The organism is Streptomyces sp. NPDC001315, from assembly GCF_042896175.1.
Taxonomy (GTDB): Bacteria; Actinomycetota; Actinomycetes; order Streptomycetales; family Streptomycetaceae; genus Streptomyces.
The window spans coordinates 52472-67598 of sequence record NZ_JBIAWZ010000025.1 but is presented as its reverse complement, the minus strand read 5'-3'; the positions used below and the strand labels follow the sequence as shown (position 1 = coordinate 67598).

Annotated in this window: 15 protein-coding genes and 1 pseudogene; 11 read left to right on the top strand and 5 right to left on the bottom strand. The window is 70.1% G+C overall.

Annotation, left to right across the window (positions count from 1 at the left end; genetic code table 11):
- Positions 1 to 16: 16 nt before the first annotated feature.
- On the top strand, positions 17 to 229 hold the full coding sequence (locus ACFY16_RS37660; RefSeq protein ID WP_390651730.1) for a hypothetical protein: 213 nt from the start codon (positions 17 to 19) through the stop codon (positions 227 to 229).
- An 813-nt stretch (positions 230 to 1042) separates the two neighbouring features.
- Here the strand turns inward: ACFY16_RS37660 and ACFY16_RS37655 are convergent.
- Positions 1043 to 2380: a histidine kinase dimerization/phospho-acceptor domain-containing protein gene (locus ACFY16_RS37655; RefSeq protein ID WP_390651729.1), complete on the bottom strand. Its 1338-nt coding sequence runs from the start codon at positions 2378 to 2380 to the stop codon at positions 1043 to 1045.
- A gap of 154 nt (positions 2381 to 2534) precedes the next feature.
- Between ACFY16_RS37655 and ACFY16_RS37650 the strand changes: the two genes are divergently transcribed.
- The 5 genes from ACFY16_RS37650 to ACFY16_RS37630 are packed head-to-tail and all read left to right on the top strand — an operon-like array spanning position 2535 to position 8070.
- Positions 2535 to 3170 carry a hypothetical protein gene (locus tag ACFY16_RS37650; RefSeq protein WP_390651728.1) on the top strand — a complete coding sequence of 212 codons (636 nt, stop codon included), beginning with the start codon at positions 2535 to 2537 and terminating at the stop codon, positions 3168 to 3170.
- Between the two features lie 5 nt (positions 3171 to 3175).
- Entirely contained in the window at positions 3176 to 3910 is a 735-nt protein-coding gene (locus ACFY16_RS37645; RefSeq protein ID WP_390651727.1) for an ABC transporter ATP-binding protein, read from the top strand.
- Positions 3897 to 4559, top strand: coding sequence for an ABC transporter ATP-binding protein (locus ACFY16_RS37640; RefSeq protein ID WP_390651726.1), 663 nt, complete (start codon positions 3897 to 3899; stop codon positions 4557 to 4559). The genes ACFY16_RS37645 and ACFY16_RS37640 overlap by 14 nt, the downstream gene beginning before the upstream one ends.
- A gap of 56 nt (positions 4560 to 4615) precedes the next feature.
- Positions 4616 to 7267, top strand: coding sequence for an FtsX-like permease family protein (locus ACFY16_RS37635; protein WP_390651725.1), 2652 nt, complete (start codon positions 4616 to 4618; stop codon positions 7265 to 7267).
- Positions 7268 to 7323: 56 nt separating this feature from the next.
- The gene (locus tag ACFY16_RS37630; RefSeq protein ID WP_390651724.1) at positions 7324 to 8070 is read left to right on the top strand and encodes a response regulator transcription factor; all 747 of its coding nucleotides are present in this window, start codon (positions 7324 to 7326) and stop codon (positions 8068 to 8070) included.
- Between the two features lie 45 nt (positions 8071 to 8115).
- Here ACFY16_RS37630 and ACFY16_RS37625 read toward each other — a convergent pair whose 3' ends face one another.
- Positions 8116 to 8301, bottom strand: a complete 186-nt coding sequence (locus ACFY16_RS37625) for a hypothetical protein (RefSeq protein WP_390651723.1) — start codon at positions 8299 to 8301, stop codon at positions 8116 to 8118.
- A gap of 27 nt (positions 8302 to 8328) precedes the next feature.
- On the opposite strand from ACFY16_RS37625, the gene ACFY16_RS37620 reads away from it, so the two are divergent.
- From ACFY16_RS37620 to ACFY16_RS37605, 4 genes are all read left to right on the top strand, one after another.
- On the top strand, positions 8329 to 8751 hold the full coding sequence (locus ACFY16_RS37620; protein WP_390651722.1) for a hypothetical protein: 423 nt from the start codon (positions 8329 to 8331) through the stop codon (positions 8749 to 8751).
- A gap of 232 nt (positions 8752 to 8983) precedes the next feature.
- The gene (locus tag ACFY16_RS37615; RefSeq protein ID WP_390651721.1) at positions 8984 to 9358 is read left to right on the top strand and encodes a response regulator; all 375 of its coding nucleotides are present in this window, start codon (positions 8984 to 8986) and stop codon (positions 9356 to 9358) included.
- 23 nt (positions 9359 to 9381) lie between these two features.
- Positions 9382 to 9804, top strand: coding sequence for a winged helix-turn-helix domain-containing protein (locus ACFY16_RS37610; RefSeq protein WP_390651720.1), 423 nt, complete (start codon positions 9382 to 9384; stop codon positions 9802 to 9804).
- A 259-nt stretch (positions 9805 to 10063) separates the two neighbouring features.
- Positions 10064 to 10912 (top strand): ABC transporter permease, encoded by an 849-nt coding sequence (locus tag ACFY16_RS37605; RefSeq protein WP_390651719.1) that lies wholly within the window; start codon positions 10064 to 10066, stop codon positions 10910 to 10912.
- Between the two features lie 603 nt (positions 10913 to 11515).
- Here the strand turns inward: ACFY16_RS37605 and ACFY16_RS37600 are convergent.
- Together ACFY16_RS37600 and ACFY16_RS37595 are read right to left on the bottom strand one after the other, a co-directional pair.
- Positions 11516 to 12373 carry a hypothetical protein gene (locus ACFY16_RS37600; protein ID WP_390651718.1) on the bottom strand — a complete coding sequence of 286 codons (858 nt, stop codon included), beginning with the start codon at positions 12371 to 12373 and terminating at the stop codon, positions 11516 to 11518.
- A 175-nt stretch (positions 12374 to 12548) separates the two neighbouring features.
- Positions 12549 to 13364: a hypothetical protein gene (locus ACFY16_RS37595; protein WP_390651717.1), complete on the bottom strand. Its 816-nt coding sequence runs from the start codon at positions 13362 to 13364 to the stop codon at positions 12549 to 12551.
- Positions 13365 to 13530: 166 nt separating this feature from the next.
- On the opposite strand from ACFY16_RS37595, the pseudogene ACFY16_RS37590 reads away from it, so the two are divergent.
- Positions 13531 to 13775 (top strand): annotated as a pseudogene (locus tag ACFY16_RS37590) (YncE family protein); the annotation flags it as partial.
- A gap of 62 nt (positions 13776 to 13837) precedes the next feature.
- Here the strand turns inward: ACFY16_RS37590 and ACFY16_RS37585 are convergent.
- Positions 13838 to 15112, bottom strand: a complete 1275-nt coding sequence (locus ACFY16_RS37585) for a hypothetical protein (RefSeq protein ID WP_390651716.1) — start codon at positions 15110 to 15112, stop codon at positions 13838 to 13840.
- Between the last annotated feature and the right edge of the window lie 15 nt (positions 15113 to 15127).

Here is a 15127-nt window from a genome sequence, read left to right as displayed (position 1 = left end):
GCTCCCGGAGGTTCCCGTGCCCCACCACCTGACCGTCGGCCACCTGCTCCGCCAACTTCAGAACCTCGACCCCAACCTGCCGATCCGCCTGGCCGTCAACCCCGACTGGCCCTTCGCGTACTACCTCGGCACCGACGTCGTCGTGGGCGACGGCGCGGCGTTCATCGCCGAAGACGGACAGGAGGGCTACCTCCCGGCAGCTGTCCGCGATGACCTCGCCTGGGCCTGACCCGCTGTACCGACCCCGCCCGGGAGGCCCCAATCTCACCGCGACCCCACCCTTTCGCCGCCCGCCCGTTGCACGCCGTCGCCGTGCGGCCCATGCCGTCGGGAGTGAGCGGCGCACTGGTCCAGCGCGTCTCCGCCCTCCCGGAGGGACCGCTCGACGTCTCCTGGCTCCCGGGGGGGCGCCCCCAGGCTCCCGCTCGGCCGTATCCGCCTGCACCGGGAGCCCGCCGCCCGAGCGGGCTGGGACGTCACCGCCCACCTCGGCCTGGCGACCACCGAGGTCCTCCTCGCCTCCTGGCCCGCCGCCCCCGACAACTGGCCGTGCCTGGTCCACCCCACCATCCATGAGGTGACCGGCCTGTGCGCCGCCCTCGCGGTCGCCACCGTCGCCTTGGACCTCTCCAACCGCCTCGCCGACGTCTGATCGCAACCGCAGAAGGCCGCCCCGCGCCGACCGGCAGGGGAGCGAACTGCGGCTGGAGGGGTATTTCCCTCGTCCTCCCATCGCGACGGGCCGTCAACTTACCCCCGTCGCCCTCCGGGAGCACCACATCGCTCACACGCAGGGCGCGAGCCTCACGTCGGAGCAGAGCCTGCTCGGCCACGGTGCGCATGAAGGGGGTATACCGAGCGGTTGGCACCCGCGTGCCCGCGTATCCACGACAGCAGGGATCGAACCTGCCCGGCGGAAAGCAACCACTCTTCTGCCATTACTTCGACAGACACAGCTCTGAACTCCTCTGGGGAAACACCGGAATGAGCCACGCGGGAATCCGCATGGCAGGTTCAATGATCTGCAGGATCCCCGGTTTCGCTATACGCGGCCCGTCTCACCCCGGTGTCCCTGCCCCGGTGTCTCATCCCCTTCGACGGGAAGGAGCAATGTGAACGTAGCCGGGTGTCGGTTGGTCAGGGAGAGCCTGCCGCCGAGCGAAACAGCCAGTTCACGAGCGAGGGCCAGGCCAATGCCTGTTCCCTCTCCGTCGCCGGTGCGCCCGCGGTCGAAGAGCCGTGACGGCTCGCCCGTCACGACGCCCTCGTCGCTCACGTCGAAGGCGAGGGCATCCTCCAGGTCCCGCACGGCCACGCGGACCGTGCCGCGCCCGTGCACCCGGGCGTTGTCCAGCAGGATCCCGAGCACCTCCGAGACGGACGCGCCCGGCACCCGGACGTCGGCCAGTGTCTCCTGGCCGGCGCACTCCAGGCGTCTTCCGTCCTGGGCGAAGAGGCCGTGCCACCGTTCCTCCGTCTCCCACAGCAGCTGTCGCACAGCGATCGTTCCAGCGGTGGGGCGAGCCATTTCTCCGGAGCGGGACAGGCGCAGCACCTCCTCCACCGTGTGGTGCAGGCGTTCCGTGGTGGCCAGCGCCTCGGCCAGCACGGGCCGCAACCGGGCGTCGTCGTCCTGGGCGAGGCCCGCTTCCAGGGCGAGTTGCAGGCCAGTGAGCGGGGTGCGCAGCTGGTGGGAGGCGTTGGCGGTGAAGTCACGTTCGCGGCGCAGAAGTTCCGAAAGGCTGTGCAGCATTTCGTTGTGGGTGCGGGCGACCTGGTCGATCTCGGCGACGCTACTCGGGGCGGCCCGTACGTTCAGGTCACCTTCGGTCACCGCCCGGCAGTGGCGGGAGAGGTCCTCCAGCGGCGCGGCCAGCGCCCGGGCCTGACGGCGGGCGACGAGGACGGCGACGGTCAGCGCGAGCGCGGCCACGCCGAGCAGCAGCGTCCAGGCGGCGGCAACCCGGTTGCGTACGGCGACGGCGGGGGATGAGGCCCGTACGACGCCGATCACCTTCTCGGCGTGGGAGACGGGTACGGCCACCACCAGGTCCTGGCCCGCCCGGCTCCGTGCCACCTCACCGCCAAGGCTCTGCCGGACCGGGGTGTCGCCGGACCGGGGGCCGCTGCCCGCGCGCAGTCGCAATCGAGGGTCGTACAGGCCGAGACGCCCGCCAGATGGGGGCGCGGGCAGTTCCACCGGGTCACCGGTGACGAAGTCCGGGCTCACATGTACGGCTGCGGCCAGCGCGGACCGTTCCAGGGTGTCGCGCTGGTCGGCGTACAGGGACGACCTGATCGCCAGGGCCAGCGGGACGGCGAGGAGGACGACGGCGACCAGAGCGGCGGTCAGGGCGACTCGCACCACACGCTGTCTCATGCCCTCATCATGCGGGCCGTTCACCTGGGCGGATGCGCTGCGCCACACGCTTTTGCCGTCGTCTAACCCTCGGCGAGCGGGGCGTTAACCGGCCGCTTCCTAGCGTCGGTGCCATGACCGTCCGGTCCGAGGACTCCCCTGGAGGGCAGTGGCCATGGCAGGACACACAAGGATGTACGCGGTCGTCGGGCTGACCCTCGTGGCGGCGGTGACCGCCGGCTGTTCCGGTTCCGGGTCGCACGCCGGCTCCGGTAACCCTGCGTCACGTTCGACCACCGTCAGCGGACAGCACCAGCCGGCACCCACCGAGTCCAACCCGCCCGGCGACATCCCCGACAACCAGGTGTACGTCTCCTACCGGCCGACCGGCGGTTCCTTCACCGGCTTCACCCTGAAGGTGCCCGAGGGCTGGGCCCGCACAAGCCAGGGCGGCACCACCGCGTTCACCGACAAACTCAACACCGTGAAGATCACCGCGGTTTCCGCCTCCGGCGCGCCCACGGTCGCCTCGGTCACCAACACGGTCGTACCCCGACTCCGCTCCCAGGTCACGAAGTTCTCCTCGCCCAAGGTGAGTGAGGTGACCCGGCACGCCGGCCGTGTGGTCCTGCTGACCTATCAGGGCGACTCGGCGAAGGACCCGGTCACCGGCAAGGTGGTGCGGGACGCCTTTGAGCGGTACGCGTTCTACCGCGCCGGGCACGAGGTGGACCTGACCCTGTCCGGGCCGGTCAAGGCCGACAACGTCGACCCGTGGCGCATCGTCAGCGACTCCTTCGCCTGGCAGTGAGCACCATGTCCGACAGCACACAGATCGGCGGCGCCGACGACGATGTCCTCATGGCCCGCGAGCTGTACCGCTTCTACCGGGCCGGGGAGGAGGAGACGCTCGCGCTGCGCGGGGTGTCGCTGAGGGTGCGGCGCGGTGAGACGGTCGCGGTCGTGGGCCCGTCCGGTGCCGGCAAGTCGACCCTGCTGGCGTGCCTGGCCGGACTAGACGAGCCCTCCGGCGGCGAGGTACACGTCGACGGCGTACGGATCAGCCACCGGCCCGAGACCGAGCGGGCACGGTTGCGTGCCCGGCACATCGGCGTCCTGCTGCAGACCGGCAACCTGCTGCCGCACCTGAGCGTGCGGGACAACGTCCGCCTGCCGCAGCGGGGGCAGGGCCGCAGGGCCCCCGTCCCGGCCGAGGAACTGCTGGCCCGGGTGGGGCTGGCCAACCGGGCGCACGCCCTGCCGCGCCAGCTGTCCGGCGGAGAGCTGGCGCGGGCCGGGCTCGCCGTGGCGCTGGCCAACGCGCCCGCCGTGCTGCTCGCCGACGAACCGACCGGTGAACTGGACGGCGAGACCGAGCAGTTGGTTCTGTCGATGGTGCGGGAGCGGGCCGCGGAGGGATGCGGGGTACTGATCGTCACGCACAGCCGGGAAGCCGTCCGCATCGCGGACCGGGTGATCACCCTGACGGACGGGAAGGCCACCGATGCCCGGTGGCAGGACCGCGAGGAGGCGCCCGATGGCGTCGGATGAGGTGCTTGTCAGATGCGCGGGCGCGGCCCTGACCTTCGGCCGGGGACCTCGGGCGGTCGTGGCCGTACACGGGGCCGACCTGGAGGTCCGGGCCGGGGACCGGCTCGCGGTCGTCGGCCCCTCGGGGTCCGGCAAGAGCTCGCTGCTGTACCTGGTTGCCGGGCTCGAACAACCCACCAGCGGCACCGTCATCCGGGCCGCCTCGCTCGGGCCGTACGACATCGGCCTGGTGTTCCAAGGCGACAGCCTGATCCCAGCCCTGAACGTGGCAGAGAACACCGCTCTGCCCTTGGTCCTCACCGATCGTCCGGAGGGCGAGGCGCGACTGTGCGCGCTCGCGGCACTCGCGCTGGTGGACGCCGCCGACCTGGCCGACCGGCTCCCCGAGGAGATCTCCGGCGGCCAGGCCCAGCGGGTGGCCGCCGCCCGGGTCCTGGCCCAGGCGCCACGCCTGATCCTGGCCGACGAACCCACCGGCCGCCTCGACCACGCCACCGGCGCCCACGTCCTGGACGCCCTGCTGACGGCCGCCGACCACACCGGCGCGGCCCTCGTCGTCACGACTCACGACCCGGCCGTCGCCGCCCGGCTCACCGTCCGCCGCAGCATGCGCGCCGGGCGGCTGCTCGCACCCGAGGAGGTCCCGTGACCACCGCCTGGGCGCAGGGACCGCACCGGCACCCTGCCGGCCTCCGAGGAGACGCCATGATCACCGCCTGGGCCCGCGGCCTGGCCCGTCACCGTACCGGACGGCTCCTGGCCGCCCTGACCGGCATCGCGCTCGCGGTCGCCCTGGTCGCCGCGCTCGGCTCCTTCCTCACCGCGTCGAAGGCGACCATGACCCAGCGCGCCGTGCGCTCGGTCGCCGTGGACTGGCAGGTCCAGGTGCAGCCCGGCGCCGACCCACGTACGGTCCTGTCCCTGGTGGCCGGGACCCCGGGCACCCGCACCGCCCTGCCCGTCGGCTTCGTGCACACCAGCGGCTTCACCGCTCGCGTGCAGGGAAGCACCCAGGCCACCGGCCCCGGCATGGCCCTCGGCCTGCCTGACGGCTACCGCGCCCGCTTCCCCGACGCCATCCGCACACTCTCCGGCTCGTCCACCGGTGTCCTGCTGGCCCAGCAAACCGCCTCCAACCTGCACGCGGCCCCGGGCGACACCATCGGTGTCCAGTTCCCCGGTGCCGGTCTGCGCCAGGTGAAGGTGAGCGGCGTGGTCGACCTGCCCCAGGCCGACTCCCTCTTCCAGACCGTCGGCGCCCCCAGCCAGTCCCAGCCGACCGCGCCCCCGGACAACGTCGTGCTGCTGCCCGCCGCCCGCTTCGCCGCCCTCACCCGCGGCGCCACCGGAGTCACCACCCAAATCCACGCCGCTCGCGACAACGCCCGGCTGCCCTCCGACCCGGCCTCCGCGTACTCCGCCGTCACCGGCTCCGCCCACAACCTCGAAGCCCGCTCCGCCGGCACGGCCCTGGTCGGAAACAACGTCGGCGCGGCTCTCGACTCGGCCCGCCAGGACGCCCTGTACGCCCAGGTCCTCTTCCTCTTTCTCGGTGTGCCGGGCGCGGTGCTGGCCGCCACCCTGACGGCTGCGGTCGCCTCGGCCGGCGGCGAACGGCGCCGCCAGGAGCAGGGGCTGCTGCGGCTGCGTGGCCTGCGGCCCCGTCAGATCACTGCACTCGCCGGGCTGGAGGCCGCCCTCATCGGCCTCGCGGGAGGTCTGGCCGGGCTGGGCATCGCCGCCCTCACCGGCCGTCTCGCCTTCGGCACGGCCTCCTTCGGCGCGAGCGCGGCGACCTGGTCCATCTGGTACGCCGTCGCCTTCATACTCGGAGCCGCGGTGGCCGCAGGCGCCGTCCTCGTCCCCGCCCTGCGGGACCTGCGCACGGTCACCGTCGCCGACACCCGCAAGCAGGAGGACGTACGACGCTCCCGATCGCCCTGGTGGATGCGCTACGGCCTGGACTTCGCCCTCCTGATCGGCTCGTGGCTCATCTTCCGCGCCTCCTCCGGCAACCAGTACGCACTCGTACTCGCGCCCGAGGGCGTCCCCAGCATCTCCGTGTCGTACTGGGCCTTCCTCGGCCCCGCCCTGCTGTGGATCGGCGCGGCCCTGCTGCTGTGGCGCCTCACCCTGCTCGCCCTCACCCACGGCCGCCCCGCCCTGGCCCGGCTGCTCCGGCCGCTGACCGCGACCCTGGCCGGCACCACCGCCGCCGTCCTGGCCCGGCGCCGCCGCCCATTCGCCCGGTCGGTGGTCCTGCTCGCCCTCGCCGTCTCCTTCGCGATCTCCACCGCCGTCTTCAACGCCACCTACCACCAGCAGGCCGAGGTCGACGCCCGGCTGACCAACGGCGCCGACGTCACCGTCACCGAACCACCCGGCGCCCAAGTCCCTCCCACTGCCGGGGCAGCGCTGAAGATCTCCGGCGTGCGGCACGTCGAGCCCCTCCAGCACCGCTTCGCCTACGTCGGCTCCGACCTGCAGGACCTCTACGGCGTCCGACCGGACAGCGTCGCCAAGGCCACCTCGCTCCAGGACTCCTACTTCGCGGGCGGCACCGCAGAGCAGCTGATGCGCCGCCTCGCCCAGCGCCCGGACAACCTCCTCGTCAGTGCCGAGACCGTCAACGACTTCCAGCTCTCCCCCGGCGACACCGTCAACCTGCGCATCCAGGACACCCGCACCAAGTCCCTGCGCACGGTCCCCTTCCACTACGCCGGCATCGCCAAGGAGTTCCCCACCGCCCCCAAGGACAGCTTCTTCGTCGCCAACGCCTCCTACATCGCCAAGGCCACCGGCAGCGACGCGATCGGCGCCTTCCTCCTCGACACCGGCGGCACGAACCAGCAGCAGATCGCCGCCCACCTGCGCCGGCAGCTCGGTACCCGGGCCACCGTCACCGACCTCACCCAGACCCGCGGCACCGTCGGCACCAGCCTGACCTCCGTCGACCTGGCCGGCCTCACCCGCATCGAGCTCGCCTTCGCCGTCCTGCTCGCCGCCGGGGCCGGCGGCCTGGTCCTCGCCCTCGGACTCGCCGAACGCCGCCGCACGTTCGCCATCGCCACCGTCCTCGGCGCGCAGCCGCGCCACCTGCGCGGCATGGTCCTCTCCGAGGCCCTGCTGCTGGCCGTCGGTGGCTTGGCCGGAGGCGCCCTCATCGGCTGGGCCCTGTCGGAGATGCTGGTCAAGGTTTTGACCGGCGTCTTCGATCCGCCACCCGCGGTTCTGTCGGTCCCCGGTGCCTACCTGGCACTCACCGGGGCAGCCGCCGTCGCCGCCATCCTGGCCGCGGCCCTCAACGGCATCCGCGGCAGCCACCGCCCCGACGTGGAGGAGCTCCGCGACCTGTGAACCCGGCACGCGCCGACGACGAGCCCCTCGGCCCAGCGGCTCCTAGGCTGTCGACCATGCGCACGCCTGCCGCACCGGACCGCAGCCGACTGCGCGTCCTCGTCGTCGAGGACGACGACACCATCGGCCGCCACCTGGAAACCGGCCTGCGCGGCCACGACTACGCCCCGACGTGGTGCCGCACCGGAACGGGCGCACTGGCGGAGGCCGGGCGAGCACCGTATGAGGTGCTGCTGCTGGACCTGGGGCTGCCGGACATGGACGGCCTGGACGTCGCCCGGCAGCTACGCGCCCGCCTCCCCGACCTGCTGATCGTCGTACTGACGGCACGGACCGACGACATCGACATCATCGCCGGGCTCGACGCCGGGGCCGACGACTACCTGGTCAAACCGTTCAGCCTGACCGTGCTGCTCGCCCGGCTGCGGGCCCACCTCAGACGGCACGTGGTGGCCGTGCCGGCCCGGGAGCCGGTGCGGCTGGGCGATCTGGTCGTCGACGTGACGGCCCGACGCTGCACCCTGCTCGGTGTCGAAGTCCCGCTCCGGGCCAAGGAGTTCGACCTGCTCACGGTGCTGGCCGCGCGGGTCGGCGAGGCGGTCTCGCGCGAGACGCTGATGGCCGAGGTGTGGGACGAGAACTGGTTCGGCTCCACCAAGACCCTCGACGTGACGTTGGCGGGCCTGCGCCGCAGACTGACCGAGGCGGCACAGGCGGTCGGGCGGCAGGCCCGGCTGCCCCGAATCACCACGTTGCGGGGGCACGGATACCGGCTGGAACGGCAACCTGATCCGCCGGATTGAGGGCGCGCGCAGAGTGCCCCCCGGTACGACGAACACCTCGCCGACTCACAAGGCCGAAACCAGTAGATGCGGGACCCGCGCGAAGCGACGGACCGTGCCGGGCGAGGCAACGAGCAGGGCCGCATCCAGCACGCACCGGACGATCCCGCCTACGGCCGCCTTCACCGCGAGCGCGGTCGCCGAGCGCCGTGTGGACAGCCCGCACCCTGTCAGGAACCGCAGGTTGACCACCGTCTCATCGTCCTGGCTGCGGGCTTCATGCTCTGGTACGCCAGCGAGCGAACCCCTTCCGTCCACACCGTCCGGACCCGTAGCCGCGAAGCGTTCTACCGGGCGGCCGTACTCGCCACCTTCGCCCTGGGCACCGCCACGGGCGACCTCACCGCCACCGCCGGACTTGGCTACCTGGGCTCGGTCGTCCTGTTCGCGGCGGCCGTCTGCGTGCCCGCCCTGGCCCATCGCTTCGGCGCGCTCAATGCGGTCGCGGCCTTCTGGACCACGTACGTCATCACCCGCCCCCTTGGTGCTTCCCTCACCGACTGGATGGCCCTCGGCCGCGCCCGCGGCGGCCTCGGCTTCGGCCTGGCGCCGGTCACTCTGGCGGGGACGGTCGCGATCGTCGGATTCGTCGGCTACATGGCCGTCTCCCAGGGGGACCGGGGCGCCCACGCCGCGACCTGAGCGAAGGAGACGACCTGAGCGAAGGCGACACGGAAGCCGTCCACATAGCGACCGGTCTCTGCCCCGACGTCGTTCTCATGGACGTCCAGATGTGCGGGATGGACGGCATCGAGGCCCCACGCCGAGTGAACCAGACGGCGTCCGGAAACAGCGGCAGGCTGAGAGCAGGCTCAGAGGATCGTGTGGCATGGTCCGACATCCCATCTCGGGCCGACACCCACAGGAGGGAGCGATGGATCGCACAACCGCCCCCATGCCGCTGTTGCGGCCTGACGGCGGTGCCGTACGGATCCTCGTCGTGGACGACGAACCCGACACGGAGTACGTGGTCAGCACGGTGTTGCGCTACCAGGGCTGGCAGGTCCGCAGTGCCGTGGACGGCGCCAGTGCCGTGGCCCAGGCCGAACGCTTTCGCCCTGACGCCGTGGTACTCGACGTGCTGTTGCCCGACCTCGACGGCCCCGCCGTGGCTCGGCGAATCCACGCGCTCCTGCCCGAGGTCTCCGTTCTCTTCCTGACCGCTTGCGATGTTGCTAACACCGCGATAGCCGAAGGTGATGCCTACTTGGTCAGCCGGTCGGTCTGGCACAGATCATCGCGCGGCTGACCTCTCTGCTGCGCCGAGCCGGCATGAGACGACCGGATCCCGATCCCACCCATGCCGGAAGTCGCCTAAGAGTCGCAGATCTGCTGATGGACGAGAATGCACACGAGGTCACTCGCAACGGCAGGCTCCTTGAGCTCTCTCCACACGAGTTCGCTCCGCTTCGCTTCCTGATGAGCAACGTCGGTCAGGTGCACACTGCGGATCAGATCCTCGAACATGTCTGGCCCCACGCCTTCGGGAACACTTCCCGTGTCGTCGGTTTGTACATCGCCTACTTGCGCCAGAGGATCGACGCAGACGGCGAACCACTCATCCACACCGTGCCCGGCTCCGGCTACGTACTCGGCCCCGGTATCACCAACCCAAGTAGGTCCACTCGGGCAGCCTCAGACGGCAGTCAGCGGGACCGTCTGCAGCACCGACGTCAAGTAGCGAGCCGCTGGTAAGGGGACCCTTTCTTCACCGGCTACACGTAAGTAGACTGACGCTCCTTGCCCCGTTACGGCACCTGCAAGGCAGCCGACGGGGAAGGGCATGACCTGGGCACCGACCGTCTGAAGCAGTCGTCGTACGAGATCGCCACGGCTCTGAGACCAGATGCAGGGACCAAGTCGGTGGAGGTTCAGCGTCCCCCTTGGCTGGGTGCGTCCGTCTAGCCACACAGCCCGCAGACCCGCAGCCCAACAGCGATGAACGGTGAGACGCATGAGCTCCGCCTCGACCAGTCTTCTCCCTGTCGATGCCAACCTCGGCTGGACCCTGGCCGTGCTCCTCGCAACAGCCGTGGCGGTTACCGCCACGGCCCGTTTGTCCCCCGATCAAGGCTTTGGCCGAGCGCGCGAAGTCCTGACTGCGGGAGTGCGTGCTGCCGTGCAACTCACAGCCGTATCCGCGGTCATCGGATGGGTGGTGTCCTCCCGCGCCGGCCTGCCGGCGTTCCTGATCCTGATGTACGGGGTCGCGGTACGCACTGCAGGCCGACGGATCACCGCGAACGGATCCTGGTGGTGGGCAGGAGTGCCGATCGCCGCGAGTGTGGTACCAGCTATCGCCCTCCTTCTGGCCACACGACTCGTCCCGCCCCACGGCATATCCGTCATCCCGATCACCGGAATCCTGATCGGAGGCGCCCTCACCGCGACCGTCCTGGCCGGCCGCCAGAGTCTCTCGGCGCTCGCGCAACGCCACGGTGAGGTCGAGGCCGGTCTGGCGCTCGGGATGACGGAACGCGATGCCAGGATCGAGATCGCGAGGCCCGCCGCTTCCGACGCGCTGCTTCCGGGTCTCGACCAGACTCGGACCGTCGGCCTGGTGACCCTGCCGGGCGCTTTTGTGGGCATGCTGCTCGGCGGAGCCGACCCACTGGTCGCCGGAGCCGTTCAGCTCTTCGTCCTCATAGCCCTGATGGCCATTCAAGCCGTGGCTGTGACGGTCACTCTCGAACTTGTAGCCCGTTGCCACATCACCGCCGAGCAACCAGGCGGGCCCCGGGCGACACACACCCGACGGTTCTCTGTGCACCGCCGGCGGACGCCGGTCCCGCCACAACCGTGACACCGCTGCGGACTCCATGCGCGAGACGGAAGCCACAAGACCCGCGCGCCGACGCTCGCTTGCCCCCAGGCGTTCAGGCACGTCGCGCGAATCGGCACACCAGCCCCTTCTACGCAGTGCAGGCTCTCGCCCTTTGCCGAGCGGGCGCAGGCGGAGGAGACGATGTACGACTCGAAGCGGCCCGTCGACCAGACCAAAGAGGAGACACGGCGCAGGGGCCCGGGGTGCCTGCTGCCTCGGTGTGGGCAGGCACCCCGGAGCACATACTCAAAAATTGGCCGGCAAACGACTCGGCTTTCGCTGGCGCCGTTGAGGCGGCAGCGGCCCTGACCACCGCCCATGACCTTCAGCAGGGCAAGCGTCGAACCCGCGCGGCGATCCGAGTCATGCTGGTGGCTCTCAGCTCAAGGACAGGGTGGCAGACTGCGGCTGAAATCGCGGGCTTCACGGCACACCAGTTCCGCCAGCTCCGGAAGACTTCCCCCTCACTTGCCGCGCTCACGGACGCAGCCAGACGGCGCGCCTGCGCAGACCGGCGCACTTTTGGCGTTCCTCGGCAAGCTCTTCCAGCCCGGCCGCCGCGACCTGTCCTGGGTTGGGTGGCTACGCCCGCTCGCTGCGGGTCCTGCCTTCCTGGGCGTGCGCGTAGGCCATGAGGCCGAGCAGGACAGCCAGCAGGACCGCGGATGAACCAGGAGTACCGAGGTTGAGACCGCCCTTGGCGACCGGCTTGGTCAGGAAGTCGCCCGCAGTCGCGCCGAGCGGGCGGGTGAGGACGAACGCGATCCAGAACAGCAGGACGTTCGGCACCACGGGCACCTTCATCAGGGCGACCAGTACAGCGAGCAGCCCGGTCACCAGCAGCGCGCCGCCCGCGTAGCCGAGGCCGGAACTGTCGGACAGGAAGTCACCCATGGAGGTGCCCAGGGTGTTGGAAACGAGGATCGCCGACCAGAACAGGGCCTCGCCGCGGAAGGTGACGATGTCGCGGATCTGGAACGTCATTCCGCTCAGCCGCCAGACCGCGAAGACGACCACCAGGATCGAGATGAGGATCGCCGCGCCGACGGGATAGCCGAGGCCGAGGCCCTGTGGCCCCCAGCCGAGTGCGGTGGCGCCGCCGGACAGGTACTTGGTGCTGGCGTCGCGGTTCATGAAGTCGGACATCGTGGTGCCGGCCATGCTGGTCGACAGGATGACCGTCCAGTAGAAGAACGGGTTGTAGCGGCGGGACCTGAGCTGGACGACGAGGGTCACCACGAAGATCAGAAACAGCGCGATCGTGGTGAGGAAGTAACCCAGCTTCAGGGTCTGGGAGAAGAGGTCTCCGGCGGTCTCGCCCAGCGTCGTCGCCGCGATCTTCATGATCCAGAAGGCGAGGGTGACCTCGGGCAGTTTCTTCATCACCGATTTCGTCGTGCTCGCGACGTCGAAATCGGTGAGGCCGTTCGGCTGCTGCAAGGCGGGGGCTCCTTGTGGGGTCGCACGGCAGGACGCTAGCCCGGCTATGGAGAGCGAGCGCCTTGCCAGATGGGCGACCGCGGCGAAGCGATCGCGATCAACGACCTTGGCAGCGTCAACCTGAACCCCGCCTGAATGCCTGCTCCTTCCCTGTTCAGGCGGCGTGGCGCGCGGCTTACTGCGGCTGCACGACGTCCTTCCGGGTCATCGCCAGGTACACCACCAGGCCGAGGACGACACCGAGGAACAGCACGCTCGTGACGACGGTGCCCAGGCCCACTCCGCCGTCACCGGTCGGCTGCGAGAGGTAGTCGCCGACGGACGCACCGAGCGGGCGGGTGAGAATGTAGGCGATCCAGAAGCTCCACACCGCGTCCAGGTCAAGCGCGAAGTGTGCGAGGGCGACCGCGGCGATGACCAGGGCGAACAGGACCGCGGACAGCCAGTAGCCGAAGTCCATCCGCTCGGAGACCAGGTCTCCCGCCGCGGTGCCGAGAGCGAAAGTGAACAGGACGGCGAGCCAGTAGAAGGACTCGCGGCTGGTGGTGTCGATGCTGTGGATGGACAGTGTCCGCTCGCGCCGGTACCAGACCACGAAGACCACCGCGAGGACGATCGCGAAGACGCTGGTGCTCGTCTCCAGCGGCACCCCCATGTTGTCGGTGAGATTGTCGCTGATCAGCGTGCCGACGACGCTGATCAGCGCGACGGCCGACCAGTACACGCCGGCACGGTAGGCGCCCGTGCGGAACTGCACGACCAGGACGACCGCCAGCAGGGCGCTCATCAACACCGACACTCGGGTCAGGCCGAGCCCGGCCTTCTCGTCGAGCAGGTCGGCGGCGGTCTCCCCGACCGTCGTGCACAGCACCTTGATGATCCAGAAGTAGACAGTGACCTCGGGCACCTTGTTCCAGCAGAACCGGCGGCCCGAGGACGCCGCGGCATCGACCGACGAGGCCGCCGTGGTTTCTGATGTCTCGTGTGCCATGAGGCCCGACCGTGCCACGGACTACCTGAACACATCCTGACTGCCGTGTCGCATTCGCCGCCCCGCCGCCCTCGCCCGAGCAGCGTGGTGCCGTGTCGCCTCCCGGCCACGGCCTTGTCATGGCGGCGCTCCGCTCTTGCCGCCGGACTCCAGATCCCCGTCCTGCATCAGCCGTGACTCCCGCGAGATGTACATCTCCAACCGGGGCGGGGGCACCATCACCGTGTTCGACTTCAAGGAGGGCCGACTGACCAAGAAGTGGCGCCTGCCGGACGGCGGCAGCCCCGACATGGGCTGCCTCTCCACGGATGGCAAGGTCCTGCGGCTGTCTGGCCGCTACAACTCCGCGGTTACGCCATCGACACCACCACCGATGAGCAGCTCGCCCGCATCAGGGTGGGCAGTGGCCCGCCGGCCTCGCGGTGAAGCGTGATCGGCGGCGACTCCAGCGGAGTCGCCGCCGATCAGGTCCGTCAGCGCATATCCGCGAGTAGGGTGCGGAGTTCAGCCTCCTGGTGGGCCGACGACATCGGCGGGTTCGAGTGGTCGATACCGAAGGTCTTCAGGACCTGGTCCATCTGGGCGTCGAGGAACGTCCATCCTGTGTTGTCCAGCGGCTGCAACGAAGCCTGGTCAGCATCCCAGAGGTCTCGCAGCGACTGGGCAGCTGTGTGGGCCCCGGTAGCGTTCCCCGAATGTACGTCCCTGAGCGAGGTCGATGCGAGTGTCCTCAGCGCGTCGACCTTCGTGGACGGGAACTTCTTCACGGCCTGGCCAGGGGCGAGGTGAACGGTGGAGGTGGCGTCTTCCTCCGGCGCCGGTCCGACGTGCGGCTGGCTGTGCGCCCAGACCAGCAGGACCCCGGTGGCCACGGCGAGGAGGACGAAGCCCACCAGCGCGGTGCGCTCCCTGCGCGGGTTCGCGGTGATCTGCGGGGTGTGCGAAGCCTCGTAGGTCTCGGTCACGTCGGAGCGCGTCACCGTCAGGTAGACGACAGTCGCCAGGATCAGGCCGAGGAAGATCAGGCTGGTGGTGAAGGTGCCCAGTGCGAGGCCGGTCGGTTCGCCCGGCTGAGCGACCTTCGGGGAGGCGAGCCAGTCACCGATGTTGGCGCCGAGCGGGCGGGTCAGGATGTAGGCGAGCCAGAAGGACAGCACCGGGTTCGCGCCGAACTTCCGCAGCAGCGTGATCGAAGCGATGAGGCCGAGCGGCAGCAGGACCGAGACTCCCGGGCTCCAGCCGGTGAGTTCGAGGGTCCAGTCGCCGGTCGCGGTGCCGAGCGCGAAGGTGACCAGAACGGTGAGCCAGTAGAACGACTCACGCGACAGCGTCGTGACCGAGTGGATCGAGAGGGTGCGCTCGCGCAGCCACCACACGCCGAAGACCACGGCGAGCAGGACCGAGAACACTGTGGAGCTGATCCACAGCGGCACGTTGAGCTGGTCGGTCAGGATGTCGGTGTAGAGCGTGCCCGTGACACTGACAACGACCACGGTCAGCCAGTACGGGAACGGGACGTACCGCTTCAGCCGCAGCTGGACACCCAGAACCACCACGAACACCGCGGTGAAGATCCATGCCGTGTTCACCAGGCCGACGCCCAGCTTCATGTTGATCCAGTCGGCGAAACTCTCACCGACGGTCGTGCACAGGATCTTGATCACCCAGAACCAGAGGGTGACCTCGGGAACCTTGTTCAGCATCAGCCGCCCGCTGCAGCGCGTGCGGGCTTCGCTTGTCGTTGTCATGCAACAAGGTTGGCT

Bases quoted from the DNA above. Each gene is read 5' to 3' on its own strand.
- ACFY16_RS37655 (WP_390651729.1), bottom strand. From the start codon at position 2,380: ATGAGACAGCGTGTGGTGCGAGTCGCCCTGACCGCCGCTCTGGTCGCC.
- ACFY16_RS37650 (WP_390651728.1), top strand. From the start codon at position 2,535: ATGGCAGGACACACAAGGATGTACGCGGTCGTCGGGCTGACCCTCGTG.
- ACFY16_RS37645 (WP_390651727.1), top strand. From the start codon at position 3,176: ATGTCCGACAGCACACAGATCGGCGGCGCCGACGACGATGTCCTCATG.
- ACFY16_RS37640 (WP_390651726.1), top strand. From the start codon at position 3,897: ATGGCGTCGGATGAGGTGCTTGTCAGATGCGCGGGCGCGGCCCTGACC.
- ACFY16_RS37635 (WP_390651725.1), top strand. From the start codon at position 4,616: ATGATCACCGCCTGGGCCCGCGGCCTGGCCCGTCACCGTACCGGACGG.
- ACFY16_RS37630 (WP_390651724.1), top strand. From the start codon at position 7,324: ATGCGCACGCCTGCCGCACCGGACCGCAGCCGACTGCGCGTCCTCGTC.
- ACFY16_RS37620 (WP_390651722.1), top strand. From the start codon at position 8,329: ATGCTCTGGTACGCCAGCGAGCGAACCCCTTCCGTCCACACCGTCCGG.
- ACFY16_RS37615 (WP_390651721.1), top strand. From the start codon at position 8,984: ATGGATCGCACAACCGCCCCCATGCCGCTGTTGCGGCCTGACGGCGGT.
- ACFY16_RS37610 (WP_390651720.1), top strand. From the start codon at position 9,382: ATGAGACGACCGGATCCCGATCCCACCCATGCCGGAAGTCGCCTAAGA.
- ACFY16_RS37605 (WP_390651719.1), top strand. From the start codon at position 10,064: ATGAGCTCCGCCTCGACCAGTCTTCTCCCTGTCGATGCCAACCTCGGC.
- ACFY16_RS37595 (WP_390651717.1), bottom strand. From the start codon at position 13,364: ATGGCACACGAGACATCAGAAACCACGGCGGCCTCGTCGGTCGATGCC.
- ACFY16_RS37585 (WP_390651716.1), bottom strand. From the start codon at position 15,112: ATGACAACGACAAGCGAAGCCCGCACGCGCTGCAGCGGGCGGCTGATG.